This window comes from Clostridium sp. MCC353, assembly GCF_018785315.1.
Taxonomy (GTDB): Bacteria; Bacillota; Clostridia; order Lachnospirales; family Lachnospiraceae; genus CHH4-2.
In genome coordinates this window covers 1-25,497 of sequence record NZ_WQPN01000075.1, presented here as the reverse complement: position 1 = coordinate 25,497, position 25,497 = coordinate 1, and the positions used below count along the sequence as shown (strand labels likewise).

Sequence of the window (25,497 nt, the reverse complement as noted above, 5' to 3'; positions counted from 1 at the left end):
GGATACAAGCGCAAAAGAGGCGACCAAAAATAAATCGCCCCGCCTTTAAAAATGTCCTTGACAAGGGGTACAGTTCAAACCGTTAGTGAAACTTAGGCTCCAGGGATGGAAAAAGACGGGCAGAAACTGAAGACCGAATCAGTTTCTGAGATGCCCACTGAACGGTAAAGTCCCATAAAGAGTTTACCGTGAATGGGCATCGGACCGTCTTTTTCTATTCCTGGAGCCTTAGTTTCACTTACGGTTGGAAGCTGGTTTTCATCCCCGAAGGATTCCCCTTGGCCCGCCCCCATCCAAACATCCAGTCCGTCCCCTCGTCCCGCTTTTCTGCGTAACTTTCACTAATTAAATCTCAATTTTATCCTCAATTTTTCGTCAGAATATCAGCCAGCTCAGCCAGGCTTTTCTTTCCAAAATAAACATCGCTGTCATTGATAACCATGCAGGGTACGCTCATGATTGCATACTGTTCCTTTAAATCCGGATAATGCATCAGATCGATCATTTCAGCCTCTATATAATCGGATAAAGACGCTGCTTTCTGGGCTGCCATCACCACTTCCGGGCACATGGTACAGGACAGGGAGACCATAACCTTTATATTCGTCTTTTCATGAACCTGCTCCAATTTCTGTACTATTTCCGGTTCTGCCTGCTGACCGGGACCTGCTGTGTTATATAAGGCGATGATAAAGGAATTGAACTCATGTCCGCCCGGCACACCATGAAAGAAAATGCCGCTGCTGCTGCCGTCTTCCCGGCAGATTTCCATGGCAGGAAGAATTCCGCGCCCTGACCGCTCCTCCTGGGGAACCCTGATTTTTTCGCAAATGACTTTTTCCGTCAGATCCTCCAATTCCCCCATAAAATTCCCGATTTCTCCGGAAAGGGAGGTGTCGTCCAGCCAGGCCTTTACAATCACCTTGTTTTGGAATTTTGCAAAGACCGGCTCCAGGTCCTTTTTGATTTTGCTGCTGAAAAATCCGTGTCCATCATCCGATTCCTGCTCCGGGCCAGTTCTATTTTCAGCAGAAATGCCATTCGCCGGGATTGTCCGGCCGGACGGTGTTTCTCCGGGCCGGATACTTCCTGAATGTCCGGTTTCCGTTTGACCTGTTTCCGTGCGACTGGTTTCCGTGCGACCGGTTTCCTCCTGTTTGCGGACCAGTTCGGGCAGGTCCAGCTTATGATGCAGTTCCGATACATACTTTTCCAGAGAGGTGGCTGCTACAGCTCCGTCGGAGACTGCGGTCACTACCTGGCGGAGATTTTTTATGCACACATCACCTGCCGCATAAACGCCGTCCAGACTTGTTTTCTGATCCCTGTCCGTGATGATATAGCCGTGGGGATCTATTTCCACATCCCTGATCCATCCGGTATTGGGAACATATCCTGCAAATACAAAAACTCCGAAAACAGAGTTGTTTTTGGCGTCACGGCTCCATTCCTCTCCGGTTTGGTTGTTCTTGAATCTGACATAGGTGACGGCATTTTTTCCGCTCACTTCCATGATTTCCGTATTGAAAACAGAAGAAATTTTGTCCTGGCGTTTCAGTTGGTCTGAAACCGTTTTGGCGCAGGTGAAATCTTCCTCTCTGACGATCAGCGTAACTTTTTCAGCATATTTTGTCAGGAAAATACCTTCTTCCACCGCAGCAAATCCGCCGCCGATCACAAAAACTTCCTTGCCCGTGAAAAATTCCCCATCGCAGGTGGCGCAGTAAGCAACTCCCCGGCCCTGAAATTCTTTTTCACCCTTAAATCCCAATTTCCGGGGATTAGCTCCGGTTGCCAGTATGATCCCTAACGCCCGGTAATTCCCTTTGGTGGTGTGGAGCGTCTTAATCTCTGTTTTTAACTCCATGTCCAGGACTTCTCCAATGGCGAATTCCGCGCCGAACGCCTCGGCCTGGATTCTCATAGAATGCGTCAGCTCATTTCCGCTGGTGCGCTCCACACCTGGATAATTGACGATTTCCGAGGTAATGGTAATTTGTCCTCCAATGTGTTCTTTTTCCAAAACGAGGACTTTATATTTTGCCCTGGCCATATAGATGGCGGCGGAAAGCCCGGCCGGCCCCGCCCCAACAATTATGACATCATATAAATCTTCTGTTACCTGCATAAGCGCTCCTTACAGCAAGCCGACCAGATCAAGGCTGGGTTTCAGGGTTTCTGCACCCGGCTGCCATTTTGCAGGACACACCTGGTCGCCGTGCTCTGCTACGAACTGGGATGCCTGTACGCGGCGGAACAGCTCGTCCGCATTTCTTCCCACATTTCCGGCAATCACTTCGTAGGCTACGATCTTTCCTTCCGGATTCACAATAAAGCTTCCTCTTTCCGCTAATCCGTCCGCCTCGATCATCACCTCAAAATCCCTGGCAAGTCTTCCTGTAGGATCGGCCAGCATGGGATACTTGATCTTCTTAATGGTCTTTGAAGTATCGTGCCATGCTTTATGGACAAAATGAGTATCGCAGGAAACGCTGTAGATCTCACAGCCTATTTTCTGAAACTCTTCATATTTATTGGCCAAATCCTCCAGCTCTGTGGGGCAGACAAAGGTAAAATCTGCGGGGTAGAAGAAGAACACAGACCATTTACCAAGAACATCCTGCTTTGTTATTGTTTTAAAATTACCATCCATAAATGACTGCACTGTAAAATCACTGATCTCTTTGCCGATTAAAGACATATTTAAATCCTCCTTTGATTGTCGTTGATATTTTTTACAACACTGTAAAAAGCCGGTGTTTATGCCTGCCAAAAAGGCAAATACACCTGATTGGCTGACTAATATCTATGATCATTTTTCTGCCTTCCGGCTGATTTTATGCAGTTTTAAAGGCGTAAAATACAGGTATTTTTCAGAAATCTCTTTTCAGTTGTAAAAAATCCCCTTCCTGTCGTATACTTAAACTAACTAAAAAGCAGCTCCATAGTGGAACCGCAGCACATACAGCAAATGAGGAGGTCTTATACAGATTATGATAAAGGAAATTCTAAAGCTGGGAAATCCCCGGCTATACGAGAGAAGTGAAGAAATCCTTCCGTCCGAGCGCGAAGATGTTAAGATATGGGTAAATGACCTGCACGACACCTTGATGGATTTCAGAAAAACATACGGAGCCGGAAGAGCGGTGGCCGCGCCCCAGATAGGCGTCCATAAACGTCTGCTCTATATGTATTTGGATAAACCCTGCATATTCATCAATCCAAGCCTTACCTTCCCCGACGATGAAACATATATTCTCTGGGACGACTGCATGTCATTCCCCGGCCTCATCGTCAAAGTGGAACGCCACAAACGGGCCGTAATCCACTATCTGGACGAAAACTTTAAACCCTGTGAAATGTCCCTGGAAGGCGGTTTATCGGAATTATTGCAGCACGAATACGATCATTTGGACGGAATCCTGGCCACCATGAGGGCAGTTGATAATCAATCACTCAGTATGGAGCAGATGAAACGGGATTTTTAATGCCGGAACTACTCTGCTCCCTCCGGGAGTTTAAAAGTTCATCAATAGACAGCCGCTCCGCCTCCCGGAAATACGTCAGAATCAAATCATAAAAATACTGGCTGTAACCGGTCCGGTATCTGTCCTTATGACGTATTATGGATATATCCTGGACAAAGGGGCGGCCGTTGCAGTTAAGGGGGAATGTATAAATATCCTCCGGCATACCGCCTTTCAGATTTAAAAGGCCTGTCCGCGTTGTAAAAAATGCCGCCAGCCCCTTTAAACCGATGGAAGCGCTGATCTGCATATACTCGCTTGTGGTATAAATATTGGGCACAATCCCCGCTGCATCAAAACATTTCTTTATATTCTGTCCCATGCGGTTATCCAGCATACAGAAAGGAAGTTCTGAAAAATCCTTTACATCCGCCCCTTTCAGCCCATTCTTTATCAGTTCGGATGCCTCGTCTCCATAGTATTTTTCCAGAAGCCGCCCAGTTACGCACAGATAGACCTGGTCAGACATCAAATGGGTTTTAATCACACCGGCATTTTCCTCTCCCGATAAAACAATTGCCAGATCCAAATCCCCTTTACAGATCATCTTCTCCAGTTTTTTAGAATTGGTGTCCGTAATCCGAACCTCCACATTGGGATATTTTGCTGAAAATTCAGGCAGGATGTCCGGCAGGCAGGCGCTCATGCGGAGGGTGCTGGCTCCAAACAGGATAAGCCCCCTGTCCTCCTGACGGATTTCCGCCAGAATGTCGTTCAGATTAGCGCTTTCTCGGTTAAATGTCTCCGCAAACCCTAAGACGTACTCCCCTGCGCAGGTAAGAGAAAGGGATGGTTTTCTGTTTAACAGCCTGACGCCGTAATATTCCTCCAGGCGCAGGATGTGGTTGCTCAAGGTCTGCTGGGATATGAACAGCCTTTCGGCAGTCCGCGTCATATGCAGATCTTTGGCCAGCTCCGAAAAATAATACAGACTCTGTGTATCCATTAAACTCCCTCCACAAAATTATTTTGTTAAAAATAGAAAAATACATTGTTTTATTTGTAGTTGATTTTATATTACAATAAAACTATCGGAAATACAACAACCACAGCAAATACAAGAAAAGGTGAAGAAAGGAATACAGCGTTATGTCAGTAGGAAAGCGAATTTATTTAAAGCGGAATCTGCCGGACCGTGAACTCATAGAACAGCTTAAAACAGTTCCGGCTTCCAATGCAGCGGACGTGATGGGCAGGAGCTGCGCCATGAATCCCCGGATCCATCTGGCCAGCAGCCCCAAAGAGCAGATGATGGCCGGGCCTGCATTTACGGTGAAATGCCGGGCAGGCGATAATCTGGCCCTACATGCGGCCCTCAGTTTTTGCAGTGAGGGGGACGTAATTGTGGTGTCCAATGAGGAGGACAATACCCGTGCGCTGATCGGGGAAGTTATGATGGCATTTCTCAGATATACGAAGAAAGCGGCCGGAATCGTGCTGGACGGTCCGATCCGGGATATTGACGAAATCGGCAAATGGGATTTCCCGGTTTACTGCACAGGAACCACCCCCGGCGGCCCCTATAAAGAAGGTCCGGGGGAAGTGAATGTACCGATTGCCTGCGGAGGCATCAGCGTAAATCCCGGCGATGTGATTCTGGCTGACCCGGACGGCGTCATCGTAATCCCACGCAAAGATGCCGCCAAAATCCTGGTAGAAGCAAAAAAATTCCAGGCCGCTGATGAGGCAAAACTGGAAGCGGCCAAAAACGGAACTGCAAAACGGGATTGGGTGGAAAAAACGCTGTCGGAAAAGAAATTCGAACTGATTGACGACATATACCAGCCATAAACCATACCAGCCATAAATGGCTCTGATATCATGGAATATAAAAGGAGAGATACTGCAATGGGATGGAAAATTTTGCTTCCACAGGAAATCATGGAAGAAGGCGCAGCACTTTTAAAGGACGCCGGCCACACATTGATCAATGGGCGCGGCTTTGAGACAGCCGATGTCCTGGCCGATATGAAGGAACACCGGCCGGATGCGATGATCGTCCGGATTACCCCTGTCACCCGCCAGGTGATCGAGGCCAACCCGAACCTAAAAGTTATCGTCCGGCACGGCGCAGGCTTTGACGCTTTAGATGTAAAAGCCTGCCACGACAACGGGGTACAGACGCTGTACGCCCCCACAGCAAACAGCACTTCCGTGGCCGAGACAGCCCTTTTGCTAATGCTGGAATGCAGCCGCAACGTGATCCGGCTCAGAAATACCTGGGTACAGGACTATTACAAAGCCAAGCTGAAAACAAGAAAAATAACCCTGAACGGCAAAACCCTCGGCATCATCGGATGCGGAAATATCGGAAGCCGTCTGGCGGTGCGGGCACTGGGAATGGAAATGAACGTGATGGCCTGCGATCCTTATAAAATGGCTAAAGATTTTCCTGACGGTGTAGAGGTCGTGCGGGACTTGGACCGCATATTTAAAGAAAGCGATTTTGTATCCCTGCACGTTCCCAATACTCCCATCACCTGGGATATGATAAATAAGGAACGGCTGGAAATGATGAAGCCTACTGCATTTTTAATCAATACGGCCCGGGGCGGCTGTGTTGTGGAAGAAGATTTATACCAGGCCTGTAAAAATGGGACGATTGCAGGCGCAGGTTTAGACGCAATCCGCAAAGAACCGGTAGATCCCTCAAACCCTCTGCTCACACTGGAAAACGTGATAATCTATCCCCATATCGGCGGAAATACCATCGAAGCGGCACACCGGGCCTCCTATTTTGCCGCCATGGGCGTTCAGGAAGTATATGAGGGAAAAAGTCCTACCTGGCCGATCAACGATATTGATTATCTCACCGCGCCCACCTTTACCGACACAAAGAAGGGGAGGAAACTGACAGAATGCTGGATTTAAAGATCATAAACGGCCACGTAATCGATCCTGCAAACCAAACGGACGGAATAAAGCCGGTGGCTGTCTATAACGGAAAAATAACAGTCTGTGAAGAAGGCGAGCCCGCAAGGCACGTAATCGATGCCGCTGGAAAATACGTATTTCCGGGGCTCATCGACGCCCATGCCCACATGTTCCAGGACGGCACGGACATAGGCATTTATCCTGATACAGCCTATCTTCCGACCGGCGTAACGTCGGCCATCGACTGTTCCGCAGGCACAGCCAGTTACCCATTATTCCGGTCAGCGGTAATTGCCAGAAGCAAAGTGACAATCAAATGTTTCCTGCAGGTCTGCTCCGGAGGCCTGGTTACCACCAGCTATCACGAATGCATCAACCCAAAATACTTCAATCCTGAAAAGATTGGCCGCATTTACCATGAAAACAAAGACAATATTCTGGGATTAAAAATCCGCCAGAGCGAAGAACTGGCCGGAGGTCTTGGCATTGAACCCTTAAAAGAAACCGTCCGCATTGCCCAAAAAACCGGCTGCCCGGTGGAAGTCCACTGCACCAATCTTCCCGTACCAGCCAAAGAAGTGCTGGATGTGCTGCGCCCCGGCGATATCTTCGAACACGTATACCAAGGCGTCAAAAATACGATTTTAGACGAAAATGGAAAACTTTACGACTGCGTTTTAGCAGCCAGAAAACGGGGCGTCATTTTTGACACCGCCGAAGGCAGAAAACATGCTGATTTCAATATCATGCTCTCTGCCATGGAACAGGGCTTTACCGCGGATCTGTGCAGCACCGATCTGGTACTGGGAAGCATGTACCGAAGGCCTGTATTTTCCCTCCCTAACCTGATGTCCCGGTATATCTGCATGGGCATTCCCATGACCGAAGTAATCAAAATGACTACCGAACGCCCCGCCAGACTGATGAACATGGAAGGAAACATTGGCTGCCTTTCAGAAGGCGCCAGGGCGGATATCGCAATTTTTGACTGGCGAACCGTCCGCCAGGTTTACAGAGACTGGAAAGGAACCACTTTCACCGCGGATAAACTGCTGATACCGGAAATGACCATTAAGGACGGGCAGATTGTTTATTGTGCGGCGGATTATATTTATGAGGAATGAGAGGGGTTGTATATGGTAAGGCTTGGGTTTTAACGTAAAAGGGGGGTAACGTAAAAGGGCTGTTAAAGTAAAGGGTGAAGGCATTTTCGAAAATGCCTTCACCCTTTACTTTACACCCTTTACTTTAACAGCCCCTTTATGTAAATTCCGCTTGTGGCTGGAATCAGATCCCCGCACCATTTTATTTCTCCGTCAGCAGCTTTCTCGTCCTCCATTTCCCGCTCACAAAATACGCCACACATAAAAGCCCCGGCAGCGTCCTGGAGAATGCGGTTCCCCACCAATAGCTGTACGCGCCCATATGAAACACATATACGAACAAAAGGCTGAATCCAATTCTGCACACAACTCCGTCCAGTATGCCGATAAAAAATCCCATTGACACAAATCCTGATCCCGTAACCATAGCCTGAAACGCTCCTGTAACCGCGGACATATAGAATGCCATAACCATAATCCGCATATAATCGGAGGCATATCCGATAACCTGCGCGTCCGAGGTGAAAAATCCAAACATTTTGTCCGGAATAAATATTGCAAGACAGGATGCCGCCGTAGCGATGACCAGCGTACAGCCAAATGTATTTAAAGTAATCTTTTTCGCCCGTTCGGGCTTGCGGGCTCCCAGATTCTGTCCGATCATAGCGCCGGACGCCGTATCCACGCCATTCATAAACGCATTATTAAACTTCTGGATCTTGTCTCCCACGCTGTTTGTAGCTGAAATCACCAATCCGTAAGAATTGACGCAGGATTTCACCCAAAGCATTGAGAACTGGACAAAGATAACCCGTACTAGCTGGGGAATCCCAAGTTTCAGGATAATAATAGCCGTTTTCTTTTCAATCCTGAAGAAACTTCTCTGTAAACTAAAATCAAAAGTCTCCCTGTGCTTATACATAAAAATAAATGCGGCAAAAAATGAACCTATTTGGGATAAAACAGTGGCGATCGCCGTACCTGCGGCGCCCATTTTAAATACAATCACAAAGATTAAATCCGCTGCGATATTGACCACCGCCGCCACACATACAAAAATAAGCGGCCTCTTGGACTCCCCCATACCGCGCAAAATCCCGCATACGGCATTATATCCAAAGATAAAAGGCATTCCCAACGTGGTGATAATCATATAGTAAGTGGCCTGCATAAGCGCTTCCTGGGGGCAGTTTAATAAGTCCAGAATGGTCTTATGAAATAATACCGTCAGCACAATACAGGCGATGGAAATCGAAAACATCATAGTCAGCAGCGTTCCAACCGCTTTTTTAATGCCTTCCGTCATCTTAGCCCCCGCTAGCTGAGCGATATAGATCTGTCCTGCGGTGGAAAATGCCGTGGCCACCGGCGTCATCAAATCCGACACCTCCCCGCCCGTAGCCACTCCCACTGTTCCCACACTCCCCACAAACCGTCCCACCACCATTAAATCCACCATGGAATACAATTGCTGTATCAAATTAGTGGCAATGATCGGCAGGGAAAACAACAAAAGCGTGCTTAAAATGTTCCCTTCCGTCAAATCGCGGCCAACCCGTTTTTTTCCAACTGCTGCTGTCACATCGTACTCCTCTTTTCTAGTATAATTCTATGGTTTTCCCGGTTTCTAAGTCTCTGGCAAAACGCCTCATAAATGACCAGGACAGTTTCTGTTGTACCGGCGTCGTATTGTGAGGCATATTTTCCTCTCCCACAACACGCAGATGGTATCTGCCTTCTGCATTCAAAATGTCCGCAATATAGACCTCGCTGCCATCCAGCCACATGGTTTCGCTCTTATCCGCCGGAATTCCCAGATTACGGACCGCTCCGTCTTTGCTGTCCGCCGTCTCATAGATTTCCTCCAGGGTCTTTTCAGGGCAGTTATGGGCTTTTAACCGAAGCTGCCAGGTTTTTGCCCTGTCCTCAGCCGTCAGCGGAAAATCGGGCGCTTTCCCCTGCCATGGGCGAAGCCCTTTGGCATCCTTGCTGAGCGGATATAGCAGGTTATGTTCCGTACATCCGGCCAGACAGATTGTGGGCATGTCGTACTTTCTGATATGGCTGATCTTCTCATCCGTCATGGGAATCATTGCTTTGGGCTGAAGTCCGGCGCTGATTCCATAAGTGGATATGGCCGCGATCATTTCCGGGTGGCGAAACGCAAATTCATAGGTATATCTGCCGTTATGGGAATGGCCTGCCGCATAAATCCTGGAACGGTCAATCATTGGGTAACGTTCAAAGGCTTCTTCTAAGATTTCCACCAACAGGTCATTGTCATCCGCATCTTCCAGCACGAAATTAATCAGCATACATTCCCCCTGGGCCGCTATCCTGAAATATTCATAAAAATAGGAGGATTCCGTCACTGCCAGATGTTCATTGGAACGGTTCACTTCCTGCAGCACGCAGATCACGGGAAGTTTTGATTCCCTGTCTTCAAACGCTCCTTCCGGCACCGCCGCCGTCCATCTCCTGAATTTGGTATCATGGCTTTCATATCTCAGTCCCATTTTACTCCAGTACCGGAGAAATCCCTCATCTTCAATGGTATCGAATTCATATTCCGGAACCATGCTTTCCGCTATATTCCTTCCGCTCTCGCTGTGAACCAGCTTGTGAAGGTCAAATGCCTGGCTGCTCCAGTTTTCTTTTGACATCTGGTCCCTGGACAGGCTCACCCGGTTTTCCCAGCGGTGAGTGATGTTAAGGGCCCACATCCCGGATTCCCGGAACCGGACCGCCGCCTTGTCGGGATCGGCGTCTCTGCCGTTTTCATCCTTATAGACAAATCCCGGGATGTCTTTTAATTTCATTCCGCATTCATACACAGGGCTGACGTCCAGCCATACCCTTTCCGTATCGCCGGGAACAGCCACAAATGCCTCCTGAAGGATATTTACATAAATCCTGTCATAATCCGGCCTTTCATTAGCTATGTAAACGAGGATCAAATCTTTATCCCGGGCAGCCATCCGGCTGCAGGAATCGTAACGCTCCAGCATTTTCATAGCCCAATATGGGTCATTTATGTCCTCATTGTGAATCACAACCAGCGTTTCCAGTTTTTTTCCGTAATTCATATAGCAGTCCCGGGGAGCCAGGATAAACCAACTGACCCCGCCCTGGGAACGGCAGTCAAAACACATGCCCATTTCTTCCCATTTCTTTATCACTCCGGGTGCCGCCACACAGTTGGTTTTATGTGTGTAACTGGAAAGCGTCCGGCATTCTTCTCCATAGCATCCGTCCACAGGACTGTGATACATGGTTTCTTCCCGCTTTTCATGTTCCCCCATCCAGGTGACCAGTCCGTAAACAGAACTGATTTTGTCTTTCCAGACCTCTTCATTCCATAAATCGATGTGATCATAACTGTAATAACTTTTCAAACCTTTCCCCCTCCTTCACCGGCCTTAAAAATGCTCATATTTCCCGGGCGGGATACATTAACAACTATTCCCGAGGCCTCCAGACGGCCGTCAGGTTTTACCGTAAAGGATACCGCCTGATTCGAGTTGACATTGCATACATACAGATATTTTCCATCCGGCGACAGGCACAGCCCTCTGGGATTATCGCCTCCGCAGGAAATATTCTGGATCAGTTCCATTTTCCCTGTTTCGGATAGGGCAATTACGCCGATTCTATTAATCCCCCGGATGCTCACATACAGGAATTTTCCGTCCCGGCTGATCACAATATCGCTGGGAGCCGGTTTCATATCCCCGTTTTCCTCATTTTCCAAAATCCCGCATGTGGATATACAGGTGATTTCAGCCGTTTCCCGATCCACAAGATACCGGCTGACATAGGCCGCTTCCTCATGATTCCCGTAAAAGAAGGGCAGCTCCGGGTGAAATACCCCGTATCTGGGATGGCTTCCATCTTCCGCTTTAAAGCTGCCGCAAGGGATCAGCTTTCCTTTTTCCCGGTCAATCCGGAAAGAATACAGCATATCCAGCCCTTTATCACAGACAATATAAGTTTCTCCGCCGGGATCTGCGATCACACAATGCAGATGGGAAAAGGGATGCAGGTGATCCCCCCTTTGAACCGGCGCTTCATACACATCGCAGGCCTGGCCCAATGATCCGTCCTCATTGACACGGAACAACATAAGAGCCGCCTTTTCGTATACGGTTTCTGCCCCATATGTCCCATCCTCATTTTGAACCAGTTTTGTTATATAACTGTCCGTCACATGATGGGAAACAAGGGCATACCTTCCCGACCGGTCCGGCCAGACATAGGATGGATTGGTGAGCAGGCTGGGCCTTTCCCCTATCATGTGCAGAGTTCCGTCTTCCGGGCTGATTTTGGCGGCACATACATAGCCGCCGCCTCCCGTCTGCCCCCTTTGGTCCTTTCTCTCATCGGTAAAATACAAAATCCCACGTTCTTTCTCGTAAAACTGGCTTCCAACTGCGATATCTTCATAGCCCGAATCCAGGCAGGACAGTTCTGAAGTCCGGGGATCATATTCGTATGTGGAGAGGCCCCGGATGCCGCCCCGAAATCCCCAGCCGCCTATGACGGCATACATTTTATTTTCCATCTCAAACCTCCATATGATCTGTGGTTTCATCTTCAAACAGCCATGTCCTGGCAAAATGTATCCGTTCTCCCGGTTCCAGCCCGATCCTGCAGAATACTTCTGTGCTTATCACATGTTCCACCGACCACAGGGAAAAACGGTCGGGCAGAAAATGACAGATTTCCCGCACACTGGCCGCAGACATTTCATGGCTCAATTTCCAACTGTACTCGGGAAGCGTCCGGATTCCCCGGCCTCTTGTAATTTTATGGAAGGTCTTTTGATCCATACCGCTTTTCCAAAGCAGGGTATTTCCTTCGGTTTTAAGCATGGATGCCGCCGGTTTATCCGGTACTCCCCTGTCATCTAAGGTTTTTATATCCCAATCCCCATTTTCCAGCTCCCCGTCAAAAGGCAGCTCAAGACGATAACCTGGCCCGGCAGGAAGGCCGTCAATAGCAGTAAAATTATGCTGGAATTCCGCCAATTCCAGTTTTCTTGTGCCCACGTTTTCTATGGTGGTTGAAACAGTGATCGTATTATTATAAAGGGAAACCGCTTTTAATATCTCTGCGGCAACTCCCATGCATTCTCTTGGAGTTTCTCTGAAAATGATTTTATTTCCTCTGATTTCATAAGTCTTTTCAAAGGGGCTTACCTCATAAGTGTTCCATTTATCAAAACGCATTCCATCTTCAATCTGTTTAAAGATACCTACGCCAAGTTTTGGGAATTCCTCCCCTGATTTCCTCTCACAAGCCAAATCATTCCAAATGAATTCAGAACACAGCCCGAATCCATAGGTTGTAACCCGCTTTTCATCCAATTGTTCCGGCACACAGAACGTATGCCTGCCGTTTAAAGTCACCTGCTCTATCATTCCGCAGGAATCAAAACGCTGGCTCTCTGGCCGGCAGCCGGGCAGCCGGAATACTGCTTCCAGATATTTATTTTTTAAAACAGCCTTGCTTTCCACCATTTATTCCCCCCTATTCTTCCAAAAGACCCCGGTTATAGATAATACAGCAGTTCCCGTGATAGTGCATACGGATATCCGGATTCCCCGACTTTTCCGTAAATATGGTCTCTCCCGGCGGATCGCCCCAGGTCTTTCCATCAGCCGCTTCTTCACATGCCGCAGCCAGATTCAAAACCACATCCGTCCGGTGCGCCCGGTTCAGGTGGCCGGCATACATGACCACATCTTCACCGGCTATAGAAAGAAAACGGCGCAGCATCCCCGCATATCCGTACAGCCCCTGCCGGTTAAGCTGCTTGATGTGGACATCCGCGTTGATGGCGTCTCCCACAAACGCAATTCCATCCCTGCGGCACAAATAGGCCAGATGGCCTTTGGAATGGCCCGGTGTGGCAATGGGTTCAACCACGATTCCACCGCCCAAATCAAAGGAATCCCCCTCCTTCACATCCAGAAACGTGCTGTCTTCATTGAACAGCATGTGCTCCCGGCAGTATTCCATCACTTCTTTATTCTGGAGACAGAACGCGTTGAGATCGCTTAACCGCCGCTCGGTCAGAACCGCCCGGGGGATCATCTCTGCGTCCAGCGGGTTTAAATATGCCTTATCGAACAGTTTGGAAGCCCCGATATGGTCGATGGCCCCATGAGTACACAGACAGATCATGGGCTTATCCCTGCCGGCAAATGATTCTATGTAAGCTCTTAAATCCCCTGTCATGCCGAGGCCGCTGTCTATGACCGCAACCGTATGTTCCCCTGTTATGACTCCGATGGTAAAACGGTGAACCATAGAATAATTTTCCGTCACCACATAGATGTGATCCGATACCTTTTCGTGGCTGTAAAAATTAATTTTATTCATCCTGTCCTCCCTTTTCCACCGGTTTTTCCTTTATTTTTTCCCTGTTATAGACAATACAGGTATTATTGCAGAAATGCATCCGTATATCCGGGTTATTATTCCTTCCCGCAAAGATGGTTTCCCCCGGCGGGTCCTGTTCCAGATTCCTGCCCTGAATCAAATCTTCCGCCGCCGATATCAGGTTTTCCGCAATCTTCATATCCATGGCGAGGGGCAGATGGGCCGGATAAACCACAGTATCCGGGGCTACCAGATCAACAAACCGCTTCATATAGGTTTGGTATCGGATCATCCCTTCCCGGTCCAATTTCTTTAAATGCACATCCGTATTGACGGAATCTCCGGTAAACACATATCCCTCTTCATGGTTATAAAAAGCCATAGAACCCTCGGAATGGCCCGGAAGCCAGATGGCCCGGATCACCACTCCGCCCAGGTCAAACACATCGCCGTCTTTTATATCCAGGCACTCAGTATCCCGGTTGTCAATCATGTGGCGGCTGCAGTACCGCTGCACTTCTTCATTGTCCAACGCAAAACCTTTCAGATCTTCAAGCCTCTGTTCCCGGTTCAATGAAAAATCATTCCGCGCAGGATAATCCAGCCAGCTCACATAGGCTTCATCAAAGTTTTTTGCACTCCCCATATGATCCGGGTGGTTATGAGTGGCCGCGCAGATCATCGTTTTTCCCGTTCCGGTTATTCCTTCAATATAGGGCCGCAGTCCGCTGCCTCCGCCTAATCCGGCATCAATTACCAGTATTTTTTCATCTCCAATCACCACGCCAATGGTAAAACGGTGAACCATGGAATATCCTTCCGTCACCAGAACCAGCCGGTCCGATACCTGCTCGTGGCTGTAAAAATTCAGCTCTTTCTCCACCTGTCCACCCCTTTTACCCAACGCTTTTCTCATTATAGGCAATCACTCCCAAACCTTTAATGAACTTAAAACGGTTCAGCCTGCCTTTCGCATCCATTTCCTCATAATCACATTTTTCGCTGTTTTCCAATATTTCCGTACAGACATCCAGCATATTCCGTACCACTGAGTGATCGATATCTACGATAAAATGTCCGGGGAACAGGGTGTCAAACTCCTCCGTTCTCTTCACCAGCTTTTCCAATTCATTCTTAAATGCTCTGACCGTGGCAAATTCACCGTAGGGCATACCCGGTTTCGGACCGCTAAGACCCACTCTCATGCTGATAAATGCATCTCCGCAGAACAAAATCCTGTTTTTTCTATCCAGAAATCCCGTGTGTCCCGCGTGATGGCCCGGAAGCAGGATCAGTTCCACCTCATATCCTTCACCCAAATCAAAAATATGGTTGTTTTCACAGCTTATGATCTCATATTCCTTATAGGGAATGATGTCATTTTTATCAAAGTCCAGCCATATTCCCTTTCCTTCTTCGTCCGTCAGATAATCCCACAGGCGGGGCGTCTGCTCCTTACGCAGATAGGGTTCGGTAAATTTATGGCAGTAAACCTGGTCAAACTGGCAGTTGCCGTAAGAATGGTCATAGGAAGAATGGGTATTTACTACGATGAGGGGCATTCCCCCTGTAATTTCATCCACCAGTCCCTTTAAATTCCCAATGCCGAAACTGGTGTCAATCAGCATTGCCTTCTCCGGCCCCATGATCAGATACATCCATGGAGCACCCATACCGTCGGCACTGTCCGTCAGGATTCCATATACGTTATCCCGGAACTGGTAAACTTCCGCATAAGGGTCAACCTCAAATTCCCGTTTCGTCTTATTATAAAGCCGCAGTTCCTTCATCCACGCCTTGCTCAAAGGTTCTATCGGCTCCCGTTCAATTAATACTTTTGATTTCATGTTCCCCTCTTCTTTCTAATAAGAAATCTCATATTCCCGGCAGGCGAATTCATACATCAGCGCGTCCAGACCGGATTCCACGCCCTGATGCCCTTTGGCATGTTCGCATAATTCCATATACCCGTAATTCTCACCGGTTGACGGCCAGTACGGCAGCCCTTCCCCGTTGGGATCACCGGTTTTCATGAAGTTCACCCAATAAGAACTGAGCATATCGGCCACCTGGTAGTCCACTTCCCGCCACGGCCTGGTGGGCGGAACCCCTTCCCTCATGGACGCGAAGGTATACCAAAGTTCAGAAGAATGCCAGGCCAGCAGACGCATGGGATCACGCCTGGTCCCATAATCCTCGGGCCGCACTGGTTCCAGATGGGTCCAGAAATAGGTATAGACCTTATTTTCCGGGTGAGCGGTTCCTATAAACCGGCCGAACAGCCGGTGCATCATCACGCTCTTGCAAAGTCCCGTCTTCCCCCGGTTACAAAGTCCCAGAGTTGCCAGCTTTCTGGCCGTAAACCAGGCGTTTTCATCCGTAACCTTTACGAGATTGGGGAAATCATATTTATCATAGAGTTCTCCCAATAGCCCCTTAAAATGACGGTAGAAATCCTCCGCATTTTCAATCTTGTCTCTGGTTTCAAAGCCTAAATTGGATGAATTGCCATAATGGGAGATGAAATACAGGGATTCTTCCCTGGGATTAAATACATTGCCCTCTCCAAGATTCGTACCACCCAGAAAATCCACATTGGAAGCAAACTGCTCCAGATTTTCCCGGATGGTGGGAAACGGAAGATAAAGGCCGTCACAGCACATATCCCCCGGAAGCTGGTTCCTCTCCACTTCGCCGCTGAACAGCCGGTTCGCGTCAATTTTCCTCAGTTCTTCCAGAGAAAGATCAGGATTTATGCCGATTCTCTCCAGATACTCTCTGCCATGGTCCTCCGCCTCTTTTAATGGAGCGTATTTCATAAACCATAAAAACCAGCTCTGGCAGACCACCCGTCTCACCCGGCCTTTTGACATGGGGGAACCGGCGATGGCCAAGGCCCGGTGGCTGCCTCCCGACTGGCCGCCCACGGTAATATTCTCCGGATCGCCGCCAAATGCTTCAATATTGTCATAAACCCAGTCCAACGCTTTGATCTGATCCATCAGTCCATAATTTCCACTCTGTCCCTGCTCTTTCGTGAGCTGAGGCAGGGAGAAATATCCGAATAAATTGAGCCTCTGTCCTACCAGTACCACAATAGCTCCCTTCCGGGCCATCTCTTCCGGGTTAAATTCCACTTCATAAGAGTACCCATTGGTCAGTCCTCCTCCGTGATACCACATATATACCGGTCGTTTTTCTCCCGGCGACTGGGCTCCGGTGCAGATATTGATATATAAACAGTCCTCGCTCATCTCAGGGTAAGGCATATAATAATAGTCTTCATCTGAGATCAGAGAGCCTTCAATATTATCATATTTCAGCTTTTGAATGCACATGGGGCCATAAGTGTCCATCACCCGCACGCCGTCCCAGGGCTCCGGGTCAGCCGGAGGCGCCCACCGCAGTTCTCCCACAGGAGGAGCCGCGTAAGGGATTCCCCGAAACTCCGTTATCCCCTCATACTTTCCGTCCAGTTCGATCCCTTTCATGCTGCCGCAGGATGTATTTACAATTCCGATTCCCATAACGTTGTCTCCTTTACTCATTTAAGAAAGCTCTTTGGACTTCTGCCTGCTGTTCTGCCAATAAGGGCAGGCGACAAAATGTCCTTCTTCCACCTCTTTTAATTCCGGCGTTTTTTTGCCGCATTCCTCACATGCCATCCAGCATCTGGGGGCAAACCGACATCCAGGCTTGGGATTCAAAGGGCTTGGAACATCTCCGTTTAACACGATTCTCTCCATTTTCGTATCAAATTCAATTTTGGGCACTGCGGACAGCAGGGCGATAGAATAGGGATGATAGGTGTTTTCAAATATAACATCCGTAGGCGCAAGCTCTACGATCTGTCCCAGATACATTACGGCCACCCTGTCAGAAATGTGACGGACAACGCTCAGGTCATGGGATACAAACAGATAGGTCAGCCCCATTTTTTTCTGTATATTCATCAGCAGATTGATGATGGTGGCTTGTACGGAGACGTCCAGGGCCGATACCGGCTCGTCACATACGATGAACTTTGGATTTAAAGCCAGCGCTCTGGCTATTCCCACCATCTGGCGCTTTCCGCCGTCCAGTTCATGAGGGAATTTTTCCAGCACATAAGGCTCTAAGCCTACCATATCCGCCATTTCTTCCACTTTTTTATCAAGATCCTGTCCCTTCGCCATCTTGTGAATCTGAAGGGGGGATTTGAGAATGGATCTGACAGTCTGGCGGGGATTAAGGGACGAATAAGGATCCTGAAAAACCATCTGCATCTGTGACCTGAGCTGGTGCCTGCGGCTTTTATGCGCCGTAACCAGGTCGGTTCCGTCATAGATAATCTTCCCCTCAGTGGCCTCCGCAAGCTGCATCAGCACATTTCCCACCGTGCTCTTTCCGCACCCGCTCTCACCGACCAGGCCCAGAGTTTCATTCTCATAAATGTTGAGGGAGATATCATCAACTGCATGCAGTTCCCCCTTACCTGGAATTTCAAAATATTTCTTTAAATGCTCAATCTGAAGCAGCGGCTGTGTATCTTGACCTGCGTTCATGTTCTTCACTCCTCTCCCAGCATGCCACATAATGTTCTTCATTCAATTTAACCAGCGGCGGAATTCCATCCCTGCACTGCTGCACACAGTATCTGCACCGGGGATGGAAGGCGCAGCCGCCGGGCATCCTCTGTGCGTTAACCACGGTTCCGGGAATAGAAACCAGCTCTTCCCTCGGCCCTTCCAGCTTGGGAATGGCGTTTAAAAGCCCTATGGTATACCAGTGCTGGGGGCGGCTGAACACCTCTTTTACCGTACCGTATTCCACAATCGTGCCTCCGTACATGATGGCCACTTTCTGGCAGAGTTCGGAGATGATTCCAAGGTTATGAGTGATCATTAAAAGGGATGTGTTATATTCTTTCTGAAGATTCTTCATCAGTTCCAGAATCTGTGCCTGAATGGTTACATCCAGTGCGGTTGTGGGTTCATCGCAGATCAGCAGTTCCGGAGAACAGGCCAGAGCGGCCGCAATTCCCACCCGCTGCCTCATTCCGCCGGAAAACTGATGGGGATAATCGCTCATCCGGTAATCCGCAATCCCAACCAGGCGCATTAAATTGGCCGCCTCTGCATGCAGTTCCTGTTTTTTCAGGTTTTTATGCTTTTCCAGCACCATTTCTATCTGATGGCCTACGGTAAAGACAGGATTCAGGGAGCTTAAGGGATTCTGGAACACCATAGCGATCTTGCTCCCCCTGATATTCTCCAGTTTCTTTTCTTTCATATGTACCAGGGATTCTCCGCCGAAGGTGATGTCTCCCTTTGTGATGTATCCGATTTTGTCCGGAAGCAGATTCAGGATGGACAATGCGGTGGTCGTTTTTCCCGCCCCGCTTTCCCCAACCAAACCGATGGCCTCACCTTTGTTTATCGTAAAGTTTAAGCCGTTAACCGCCTTTGCAACTGTGCCTCCGGAACGGTATTCCACGTATAAATCCGAAATTTTTAATAATTCTTCCATACAGGTTCCTACTTTCTTTCACATTAAAGCCGACGGCTAATCTTTATTCTTAGGATCAAATATATCCCTGATCCCGTCTCCCAGGAAGTTAAATGACAGCACCGTGAGCATTAAGGCAATACCCGGCACCACCACGATCCACGGCGCGGTCCCTATATATTCCCTTCCGTCCGAAAGCATGGTTCCCCAGGCCGGAGTGGGAAGGGGGACGCCCATTCCAAGATAGCTCATGCTGGCCTCAATCAGAATTACCGTTCCCAGGTTCTGTGTGGCATTGATAATGACCTGGGTTAAAACATTTGGAAATACTTCCTTTGCCATAATCCGAACATCGCTGGCGCCTAAAAGTTTAGCCGCATTGACATAATCAGAAGTCCTGATTGTTAAAACCACTCCCCGGACCACCCTGGACATGGTCAGCCAGTTGGTCAGCGTCAGCACAAAGATCAGATTGGTATAGCTGCTTCCCATAACCGCCACTACGCAGACTGCCAGAAGAAGGGAAGGGGTTGCCATCATGATATCGCAGAAACGCATGATCACCGTATCCACGCTTCCACCGTAATAACCGGCCAGAAGACCCAGCACAATTCCTGCGATTGAACTCAGTATTACCACAGAGAAGGAGATAAAGAGGGAAACCCGGCCTCCCATCAGCACTCTCGTTAAAACATCCCTGCCCAGGGGATCAGTTCCGAATATATGGCCTCCAAGCCCGTTGGACAACCAGTCAGGAGGCGAAAGGCGGACCGCCAGGTTGGCGGCGGTCGGGTCATACCGCACAAACCAGGGAGACAGGGCACAGAGCAGGAGAATCATCATCACGCCGGCCCCTCCCAATATAAAATACTTATTTTTTGACATCTTTCTCAGAAGGCTTTTTCTATCCATAATGACCTCCTCTAATTAAACGATACACGTTTATCAATAAACGTATACAGAATGTCGACTACCAGGTTACAGGCTACAAATATAAATGCGGATATCAGCAGAGAAGACTGCACCAACTGGAAGTCCCTGGCCTTGATGGCGGTGATGGTTAACTGCCCCAGCCCCGGCCAGCCGAATATGGATTCAATGACCATGGAACCGCAGAGCATGGATCCAACCTGGGCTCCTATGACGGTAATCACCGGAAGCAGGGCATTTTTAAATGCATATACGGTATTCACCTTCATTCTGCTGATTCCTCTGGCCCTTGTGGCCGTAATATAATCTTCCTGAAGCACGTCCACCATGCCGGAACGCATGAGGCGGGTGGCCAGTGAAGAGAATTGGAACGCCAGGCACAGAGCAGGCATTATCATATATTTTATGCCTCCCGAGCCCTGGGTGGGCAGCCATCTGAGCATAACGCCGAATACCAGAATCAGCAGAAGGCCCAGCCATACCGGCGACAGCGACTGGCCTAACAGCGCCCAAAAGATTGCGAATATGTCGATTCCCGACCCTTTTTTCACCCCTGCGATCACTCCCAGTGGAATGGATATGAGCAGTGAAAATATCATAGCTACCACCGTCAGTTTTGCGGTATACGGCAGGCGTCCTGCAATCAGCTCCGCTACCGTCTTTTTGTAATTGTAGGAATATCCCAAATCACCTTTTAAAATCCCTTTCATATATGTAACATACTGCACCACATAGGGCTGATCCAGCCCCATCCGTTCCCGCTGGGCCTCCACCTCTTCTTCGGTGGCGGTATCCGGAAGGCAGAGCCTCGCCGGATCGCCGCCCCCAAGCCTCACCAGGAAGAAGGACATAATGCTGACGCCGATTAGAACAATAATGGTGGAAATGATTCGTTTTATAACTTTTTTAGCCATAAGATCCTCTCCCTCATTCCGCTCAGTTTTTCTTCATGTATCTCATATCAATTGTATTGTCACCATAAATGGTCAAATTGCTGATTCCCGCATCCGTAGCCACACAGCCCGGAATCTGGTACAGATAGATATTGGGGGCAAAGTTATCCATTACGATCTGGTAAATGGCTTTGGCATTCTCCACCCTCTTGTCCATATCCACCAGTCCCTGTCCTTCTTTTCCAAGTTCAAGCATCGTTTCGTCTGTAAATCCTGTGGCAAACCTGTCCGTAGCATTGATTTCAATGGCTGAAACAAAGAATTCACTGTTAGTCATTGTATTGACTCCAAGGCAGATATCGTAATTTCCCGCCGCCCGGCGTTCATTATAAGTTGCCGCTTCCAAAGTCTCAATCATAACATTTAAACCTGCTTCCGCCGCCATGGACTGAATGGCCTGGGCTACTTCCGCTCCCCTGAGCACTTCTCCTGTATTCACGATCATGGAAAGTTCCGATCCGTCGTATCCTGATGATGCTACCAGTTCTTTTGCCTTATCCATGTTGTATTCATAGCCATGGTCTTTATATACGGACTGATCGTCGGCTGCGGGCCATTTTGCGATTTTACCGCCTCCCAGAATGCTGTCCACGATCATCTGTCTGTCAATGCTCAGTGAAAGCGCCTCTCTTAAAGCAGGATCATGGAAGGTCTTTCCTTCCCCGCTTCCAACGCCCAGGAAAGTAAATGTATAGGCAATATATTCGTTGATGGAAAACCCTTCCTGTCCCAACAGCTCTTTATTATCGGAAGGAACGTTTTCGCAGATATCCAGTTCCCCGGCCCTCAGGCTGGAAATACGGGTGGTGTCTTCCGCCACATATTTATAGCTGATCTGGTCCACATTGCTCTTATTGGAATCATCCCATCCCCACCAGTCGTCATTCCGTTCCAATGTCACCTCATTGTTAATTGAATCAAATGCGGTCACTTTAAACGGCCCGCTGGCAACCGGTTTTTCGAAAAAGCCTGTTGGGTTTTCTTCATATGCCTTTCCGCTTATAATCGGAACAAAACACACTTCAGAAAAGAAGATAGGCATTGGTTTCTTAAAATTAAACCGGCAGTTATAATCATCCGTCACATTCACGGATTCCAGGTACTTGCCCCATTTGGATCCGTTTGTTAAGGTTTCATCATTAATAATTCGTTCAAAAGATGCTTTCACATCAGATGCTTTCAGCTCTTCTCCATTCTGGAACTTCACACCCTGTTTTAATTTGATGTCCGCTGTCAGACTGTCATCTGAAAAGGCGATGTCCTCAGCCAGCCAGTTGGTGTAATTTCCTGCATGATCCGAAACCAGAAGCGCGTCTCCCCATAATAAACTGAGCGAAATCTGTTCGATTCCAAATCCCGCGTAACGGTCCAGCGAAGCTAACGGCTGGTTATTGGATACTCTTACCGTTACCGGCCCTCCGTCAGATGATTCCGTCTTATCAGTACTTTCTGCTGCGTTCCCTGCTGCTGTTCCTGTGTTTTGATTTCCTCCATTAGAAGATCCTGAGGAAGAACATGCTGTTAATGATGATGCCAGCATGCCGGTGCATACCAGAAGTGTTAACCCCTTTTTCAATAAACCCTTTTTCCACATATCGTATTCCCCTTTACATATAAAATATTTTCGTATCCACGGTGTTTCCGTGTCTGCTGCTTACACCTCGAAGTATAAAATTTGAATTCACAATCGTCAATTTTTCGTTTTTTCGGAATTAACATTTTTTGCATTTTTAGAATAAAAAATGTTAATTATTCTCATATTTGTTAATTGCATTATGCATTACGCCCTCGATTTCCTTGACATCATTGTTTTCTTTGGTTAAAATATTCAAATAATATTAACTTTTTCAGGAGGATTAATGTGAACTACATATTTGAACCAATTAAACAGTTTAAGTTTAAAAGCAACTTCGTAAAGATCCTTCTGGCAATGATCACCCTGTGCGTTGTACTCAGCACCCTTTTTGTGTATTATATTGCCCACATCATTTCGGAAAAGACCCTCGAATATTCGGCCCAGACCGCCCAGTCCTATTCAAATATCATTCTCGATAATACAGATAATTATATCATCGGGCTGCACCAGTCTCAGACCCAGCTTTCCTATTCCAGAAACGTATTTCAAACCGCACTGGCGAAAGAGGTAAAAGAATTAAACAACAATCTGGTGACCTCTGAACTTGCTCTTACCACCAATAACAACCTGCTGATCCAAAGAGCAGTCATGTATATTCCACTACAGAATAACGTGCTCACATCATCCTACAAGGCCTATACCTTAGAAGAAAGCCCTTATTCCGCCATGATCACAGATTATGAACAGCAGACAGTCTTGGCAAAAACGATTGAAGACAGCAGCAAAATGAGCTCTGCTTTCCTATATGGCAGCGACCTGATCCTGGCCAGGGATTTTCCCCTAAATGGAACTAAAAAGCTTGCTACTCTATTCTATTTTGTGGATATGGACGAGCTTTTCCGCCGCACGACCCAGGAGGTGGCTGGAAATGGCTCCATTCTGGTCTATGACAGCTTTAACGCGCCAGTATTTTCTTCTAAAACCAATTACCCGCAGGAGATCACGCCCAAACTGCTGGCCGATTTCCCTGTCTCCAAAAATGGATATTTTTCCTCCAATGGCTCCGCATATTTTATATCTTCATCCGGAATAACCAACTGGAAAATACTGTATAAACTGGACGAACTGTCTTTAAGCCCATCGGATCAGGCCATCTTTTTGTCTCTGGCGCCCATTGTACTGATTGTGACAGTAATCGCTTGTATATTTTCCGTCTTCCTCACTGCGGTAATCTATGCACCCATACAAAAGCTTTTCAGCAGCATACAGATGCCGAAAGATTTATCAGAACGGAGTGATACCGTTTATAAGAATGAATTTGACCTTATTTCCCATTCCTTCCACCAGCTTTCGGACCGGCAGACGGAACTGGATGCCATGATCAGCAATGTGTCGGACAGCATTATGTCAAAATTATTTACGGATTTATTGAAGGGAACACAGTTTGAAAGTTCCGAAGTGGAAAAGATTTTAAAAGAATCCAAAAGTGATTTCAGGCTCAATGCCTTTTATGTCGTATGTGTGCTCACGCTGAATGAGGAACAGGATATCAGCGGGCTTCCGCCCTCTGTAATCGGGGAACTCTGTGAACTCATCTCCGATTACTGCGGTAAACATGATTCCATCTATCATATGACCGCCATGGATCATAACCGTCTGGCTGTTGTTTTTGCTTTTAATAAAGATGATTCTGTAATCAAACTTCTGAAAGGGCTGACGGATTTAGAACCGGTTATCAGAACATTTTCCAAAAAGCACAGTCTGACCTTCCGCCTGAATGCGGGACATATGTACACCTCTATCCTGGATATTGGATTTTCCTACCGGGAAGCGCTATCCGCCCTGGAAGAGGACACAAAATCTGCCGCTAAAAACGACAGCGTTCAGGCTCCCGCTGAAGAGAATCCCGGCAGAATCCCCGCGCGGGTAACACAGATCTTAGATCTGGTCCAAAAGGATGATTTAGGCAGCGCCGTCAAGCTGTCCAACCGTACCATTGATGAATTGTCTAAATCAGGAGAAAATGTTCTTGAAAACTACAAACTATATATGAATTTAATTCAAAACGGAATTTCTAAAATTGACTATATTAATTTCAGCGCCTTCTCTAACGACCTTCTGCTGCCTCAAATCAATGGCCCGGAAGATGCCGATGAGGAAGCCCTGATTGTTTCCATGAAGGATTCCTGCGAAACCATTCTTCAGCAGCTAAGCAGGATTCTGAAACGGAAGAACAACCCCTATATCATTTCCAGTCAGAATTACATTCACGAACACTACCAGGACTATGATCTGTCTCAAAACACAGTGGCAGAAGCCATAGGGGTAAAATCCACCTATTTAAGCAAGCTTTTCAAGGAAAGCCTGGGAGTTAATTTTACCGACTATCTGAACCAGTACCGGATTCAAAAAAGCCTGGCTCTGCTCACAGAAACGAATGAACCCCTGAATGAGGTGGCGCTGCACTCGGGGTATAACTCGGTGCAGAATTATATCCGCGTTTTCAAAAAATATATGAATATGACACCGGGACAATACCGAAAAGAGGAAGGGGGGAAATCTTTATTTAGTTGAGGAAGTTACGCCGTGAATCCTGGGGATGGGGACGGACGGGGGCGGAGGCCCGCTTGGAGGGTTGGCACCGGGCGGAACGGAATCCGTTG

At 47.9% G+C, this 25,497-nt stretch carries 22 protein-coding genes; 5 read left to right on the top strand and 17 right to left on the bottom strand.

The window, feature by feature from the left end:
* Positions 1-92 precede the first annotated feature (92 nt).
* From GPL15_RS14995 to ahpC, 3 genes are all read right to left on the bottom strand, one after another.
* Positions 93-293, bottom strand: coding sequence for a hypothetical protein (locus tag GPL15_RS14995; RefSeq protein ID WP_215699496.1), 201 nt, complete (start codon positions 291-293; stop codon positions 93-95).
* A gap of 71 nt (positions 294-364) precedes the next feature.
* Positions 365-2,128, bottom strand: coding sequence for an FAD-dependent oxidoreductase (locus tag GPL15_RS14990; protein WP_215699495.1), 1,764 nt, complete (start codon positions 2,126-2,128; stop codon positions 365-367).
* Between the two features lie 9 nt (positions 2,129-2,137).
* A complete protein-coding gene (ahpC, locus tag GPL15_RS14985; RefSeq protein ID WP_215699494.1) occupies positions 2,138-2,701 on the bottom strand; it encodes an alkyl hydroperoxide reductase subunit C in 564 nt (187 codons plus the stop codon).
* Between the two features lie 292 nt (positions 2,702-2,993).
* On the opposite strand from ahpC, the gene GPL15_RS14980 reads away from it, so the two are divergent.
* Positions 2,994-3,488, top strand: coding sequence for a peptide deformylase (locus GPL15_RS14980; protein WP_215699493.1), 495 nt, complete (start codon positions 2,994-2,996; stop codon positions 3,486-3,488).
* On the opposite strand, the gene GPL15_RS14975 is transcribed toward GPL15_RS14980, so the two are convergent.
* Complete coding sequence (locus tag GPL15_RS14975; RefSeq protein ID WP_215699492.1) at positions 3,457-4,473, bottom strand: LysR family transcriptional regulator; 1,017 nt, start codon at positions 4,471-4,473, stop codon at positions 3,457-3,459. The genes GPL15_RS14980 and GPL15_RS14975 overlap by 32 nt on opposite strands.
* A gap of 143 nt (positions 4,474-4,616) precedes the next feature.
* On the opposite strand from GPL15_RS14975, the gene GPL15_RS14970 reads away from it, so the two are divergent.
* Genes GPL15_RS14970 through GPL15_RS14960 form a run of 3 tightly spaced genes read left to right on the top strand, consistent with a single transcriptional unit; the run spans position 4,617 to position 7,525 of the window.
* The gene (locus GPL15_RS14970; protein ID WP_215699491.1) at positions 4,617-5,318 is read left to right on the top strand and encodes an RraA family protein; all 702 of its coding nucleotides are present in this window, start codon (positions 4,617-4,619) and stop codon (positions 5,316-5,318) included.
* A gap of 57 nt (positions 5,319-5,375) precedes the next feature.
* A complete protein-coding gene (locus tag GPL15_RS14965; protein WP_215699490.1) occupies positions 5,376-6,398 on the top strand; it encodes a hydroxyacid dehydrogenase in 1,023 nt (340 codons plus the stop codon).
* Positions 6,386-7,525 (top strand): amidohydrolase family protein, encoded by a 1,140-nt coding sequence (locus tag GPL15_RS14960; RefSeq protein WP_215699489.1) that lies wholly within the window; start codon positions 6,386-6,388, stop codon positions 7,523-7,525. The genes GPL15_RS14965 and GPL15_RS14960 overlap by 13 nt, the downstream gene beginning before the upstream one ends.
* 181 nt (positions 7,526-7,706) lie before the next feature.
* On the opposite strand, the gene GPL15_RS14955 is transcribed toward GPL15_RS14960, so the two are convergent.
* The 13 genes from GPL15_RS14955 to GPL15_RS14895 are packed head-to-tail and all read right to left on the bottom strand — an operon-like array spanning position 7,707 to position 22,852.
* Positions 7,707-9,086: an MATE family efflux transporter gene (locus GPL15_RS14955; protein ID WP_215699488.1), complete on the bottom strand. Its 1,380-nt coding sequence runs from the start codon at positions 9,084-9,086 to the stop codon at positions 7,707-7,709.
* Positions 9,087-9,102: 16 nt separating this feature from the next.
* Positions 9,103-10,899: a hypothetical protein gene (locus GPL15_RS14950; protein WP_215699487.1), complete on the bottom strand. Its 1,797-nt coding sequence runs from the start codon at positions 10,897-10,899 to the stop codon at positions 9,103-9,105.
* Entirely contained in the window at positions 10,896-12,065 is a 1,170-nt protein-coding gene (locus GPL15_RS14945; protein WP_215699486.1) for a beta-propeller fold lactonase family protein, read from the bottom strand. Before GPL15_RS14945 ends, GPL15_RS14950 begins: the two co-directional genes overlap by 4 nt.
* Position 12,066: 1 nt before the next feature.
* The gene (locus GPL15_RS14940) at positions 12,067-13,023 is read right to left on the bottom strand and encodes a hypothetical protein (RefSeq protein WP_215699485.1); all 957 of its coding nucleotides are present in this window, start codon (positions 13,021-13,023) and stop codon (positions 12,067-12,069) included.
* A gap of 10 nt (positions 13,024-13,033) precedes the next feature.
* Positions 13,034-13,888 carry an MBL fold metallo-hydrolase gene (locus GPL15_RS14935; RefSeq protein WP_215699484.1) on the bottom strand — a complete coding sequence of 285 codons (855 nt, stop codon included), beginning with the start codon at positions 13,886-13,888 and terminating at the stop codon, positions 13,034-13,036.
* Positions 13,881-14,804 (bottom strand): MBL fold metallo-hydrolase, encoded by a 924-nt coding sequence (locus GPL15_RS14930; protein WP_215699483.1) that lies wholly within the window; start codon positions 14,802-14,804, stop codon positions 13,881-13,883. Before GPL15_RS14930 ends, GPL15_RS14935 begins: the two co-directional genes overlap by 8 nt.
* Positions 14,785-15,735: an MBL fold metallo-hydrolase gene (locus GPL15_RS14925; RefSeq protein ID WP_215699482.1), complete on the bottom strand. Its 951-nt coding sequence runs from the start codon at positions 15,733-15,735 to the stop codon at positions 14,785-14,787. Before GPL15_RS14925 ends, GPL15_RS14930 begins: the two co-directional genes overlap by 20 nt.
* Before the next feature lie 15 nt (positions 15,736-15,750).
* Entirely contained in the window at positions 15,751-17,415 is a 1,665-nt protein-coding gene (locus GPL15_RS14920) for a carboxylesterase family protein (protein ID WP_215699481.1), read from the bottom strand.
* Between the two features lie 21 nt (positions 17,416-17,436).
* Positions 17,437-18,432, bottom strand: a complete 996-nt coding sequence (locus tag GPL15_RS14915) for an oligopeptide/dipeptide ABC transporter ATP-binding protein (protein ID WP_215699480.1) — start codon at positions 18,430-18,432, stop codon at positions 17,437-17,439.
* A complete protein-coding gene (locus tag GPL15_RS14910; protein ID WP_215699479.1) occupies positions 18,392-19,396 on the bottom strand; it encodes an ABC transporter ATP-binding protein in 1,005 nt (334 codons plus the stop codon). Before GPL15_RS14910 ends, GPL15_RS14915 begins: the two co-directional genes overlap by 41 nt.
* A 36-nt stretch (positions 19,397-19,432) precedes the next feature.
* Positions 19,433-20,287 carry an ABC transporter permease gene (locus tag GPL15_RS14905; protein WP_215699478.1) on the bottom strand — a complete coding sequence of 285 codons (855 nt, stop codon included), beginning with the start codon at positions 20,285-20,287 and terminating at the stop codon, positions 19,433-19,435.
* A gap of 11 nt (positions 20,288-20,298) precedes the next feature.
* Positions 20,299-21,219 (bottom strand): ABC transporter permease, encoded by a 921-nt coding sequence (locus tag GPL15_RS14900; protein WP_215699477.1) that lies wholly within the window; start codon positions 21,217-21,219, stop codon positions 20,299-20,301.
* A gap of 22 nt (positions 21,220-21,241) precedes the next feature.
* Complete coding sequence (locus GPL15_RS14895) at positions 21,242-22,852, bottom strand: ABC transporter substrate-binding protein (protein ID WP_215699476.1); 1,611 nt, start codon at positions 22,850-22,852, stop codon at positions 21,242-21,244.
* Positions 22,853-23,119: 267 nt separating this feature from the next.
* On the opposite strand from GPL15_RS14895, the gene GPL15_RS28055 reads away from it, so the two are divergent.
* The gene (locus GPL15_RS28055; RefSeq protein ID WP_215699475.1) at positions 23,120-25,408 is read left to right on the top strand and encodes a helix-turn-helix domain-containing protein; all 2,289 of its coding nucleotides are present in this window, start codon (positions 23,120-23,122) and stop codon (positions 25,406-25,408) included.
* The last annotated feature ends 89 nt before the right edge of the window (positions 25,409-25,497 follow it).

Bases quoted from the DNA above. Each gene is read 5' to 3' on its own strand.
- GPL15_RS14995 (WP_215699496.1), bottom strand. From the start codon at position 293: ATGGGGGCGGGCCAAGGGGAATCCTTCGGGGATGAAAACCAGCTTCCA.
- GPL15_RS14990 (WP_215699495.1), bottom strand. From the start codon at position 2,128: ATGCAGGTAACAGAAGATTTATATGATGTCATAATTGTTGGGGCGGGG.
- ahpC (WP_215699494.1), bottom strand. From the start codon at position 2,701: ATGTCTTTAATCGGCAAAGAGATCAGTGATTTTACAGTGCAGTCATTT.
- GPL15_RS14980 (WP_215699493.1), top strand. From the start codon at position 2,994: ATGATAAAGGAAATTCTAAAGCTGGGAAATCCCCGGCTATACGAGAGA.
- GPL15_RS14975 (WP_215699492.1), bottom strand. From the start codon at position 4,473: ATGGATACACAGAGTCTGTATTATTTTTCGGAGCTGGCCAAAGATCTG.
- GPL15_RS14970 (WP_215699491.1), top strand. From the start codon at position 4,617: ATGTCAGTAGGAAAGCGAATTTATTTAAAGCGGAATCTGCCGGACCGT.
- GPL15_RS14965 (WP_215699490.1), top strand. From the start codon at position 5,376: ATGGGATGGAAAATTTTGCTTCCACAGGAAATCATGGAAGAAGGCGCA.
- GPL15_RS14960 (WP_215699489.1), top strand. From the start codon at position 6,386: ATGCTGGATTTAAAGATCATAAACGGCCACGTAATCGATCCTGCAAAC.
- GPL15_RS14945 (WP_215699486.1), bottom strand. From the start codon at position 12,065: ATGGAAAATAAAATGTATGCCGTCATAGGCGGCTGGGGATTTCGGGGC.
- GPL15_RS14940 (WP_215699485.1), bottom strand. From the start codon at position 13,023: ATGGTGGAAAGCAAGGCTGTTTTAAAAAATAAATATCTGGAAGCAGTA.
- GPL15_RS14935 (WP_215699484.1), bottom strand. From the start codon at position 13,888: ATGAATAAAATTAATTTTTACAGCCACGAAAAGGTATCGGATCACATC.
- GPL15_RS14930 (WP_215699483.1), bottom strand. From the start codon at position 14,804: ATGAGAAAAGCGTTGGGTAAAAGGGGTGGACAGGTGGAGAAAGAGCTG.
- GPL15_RS14925 (WP_215699482.1), bottom strand. From the start codon at position 15,735: ATGAAATCAAAAGTATTAATTGAACGGGAGCCGATAGAACCTTTGAGC.
- GPL15_RS14920 (WP_215699481.1), bottom strand. From the start codon at position 17,415: ATGGGAATCGGAATTGTAAATACATCCTGCGGCAGCATGAAAGGGATC.
- GPL15_RS14915 (WP_215699480.1), bottom strand. From the start codon at position 18,432: ATGAACGCAGGTCAAGATACACAGCCGCTGCTTCAGATTGAGCATTTA.
- GPL15_RS14910 (WP_215699479.1), bottom strand. From the start codon at position 19,396: ATGGAAGAATTATTAAAAATTTCGGATTTATACGTGGAATACCGTTCC.
- GPL15_RS14905 (WP_215699478.1), bottom strand. From the start codon at position 20,287: ATGGATAGAAAAAGCCTTCTGAGAAAGATGTCAAAAAATAAGTATTTT.
- GPL15_RS14900 (WP_215699477.1), bottom strand. From the start codon at position 21,219: ATGGCTAAAAAAGTTATAAAACGAATCATTTCCACCATTATTGTTCTA.
- GPL15_RS14895 (WP_215699476.1), bottom strand. From the start codon at position 22,852: ATGTGGAAAAAGGGTTTATTGAAAAAGGGGTTAACACTTCTGGTATGC.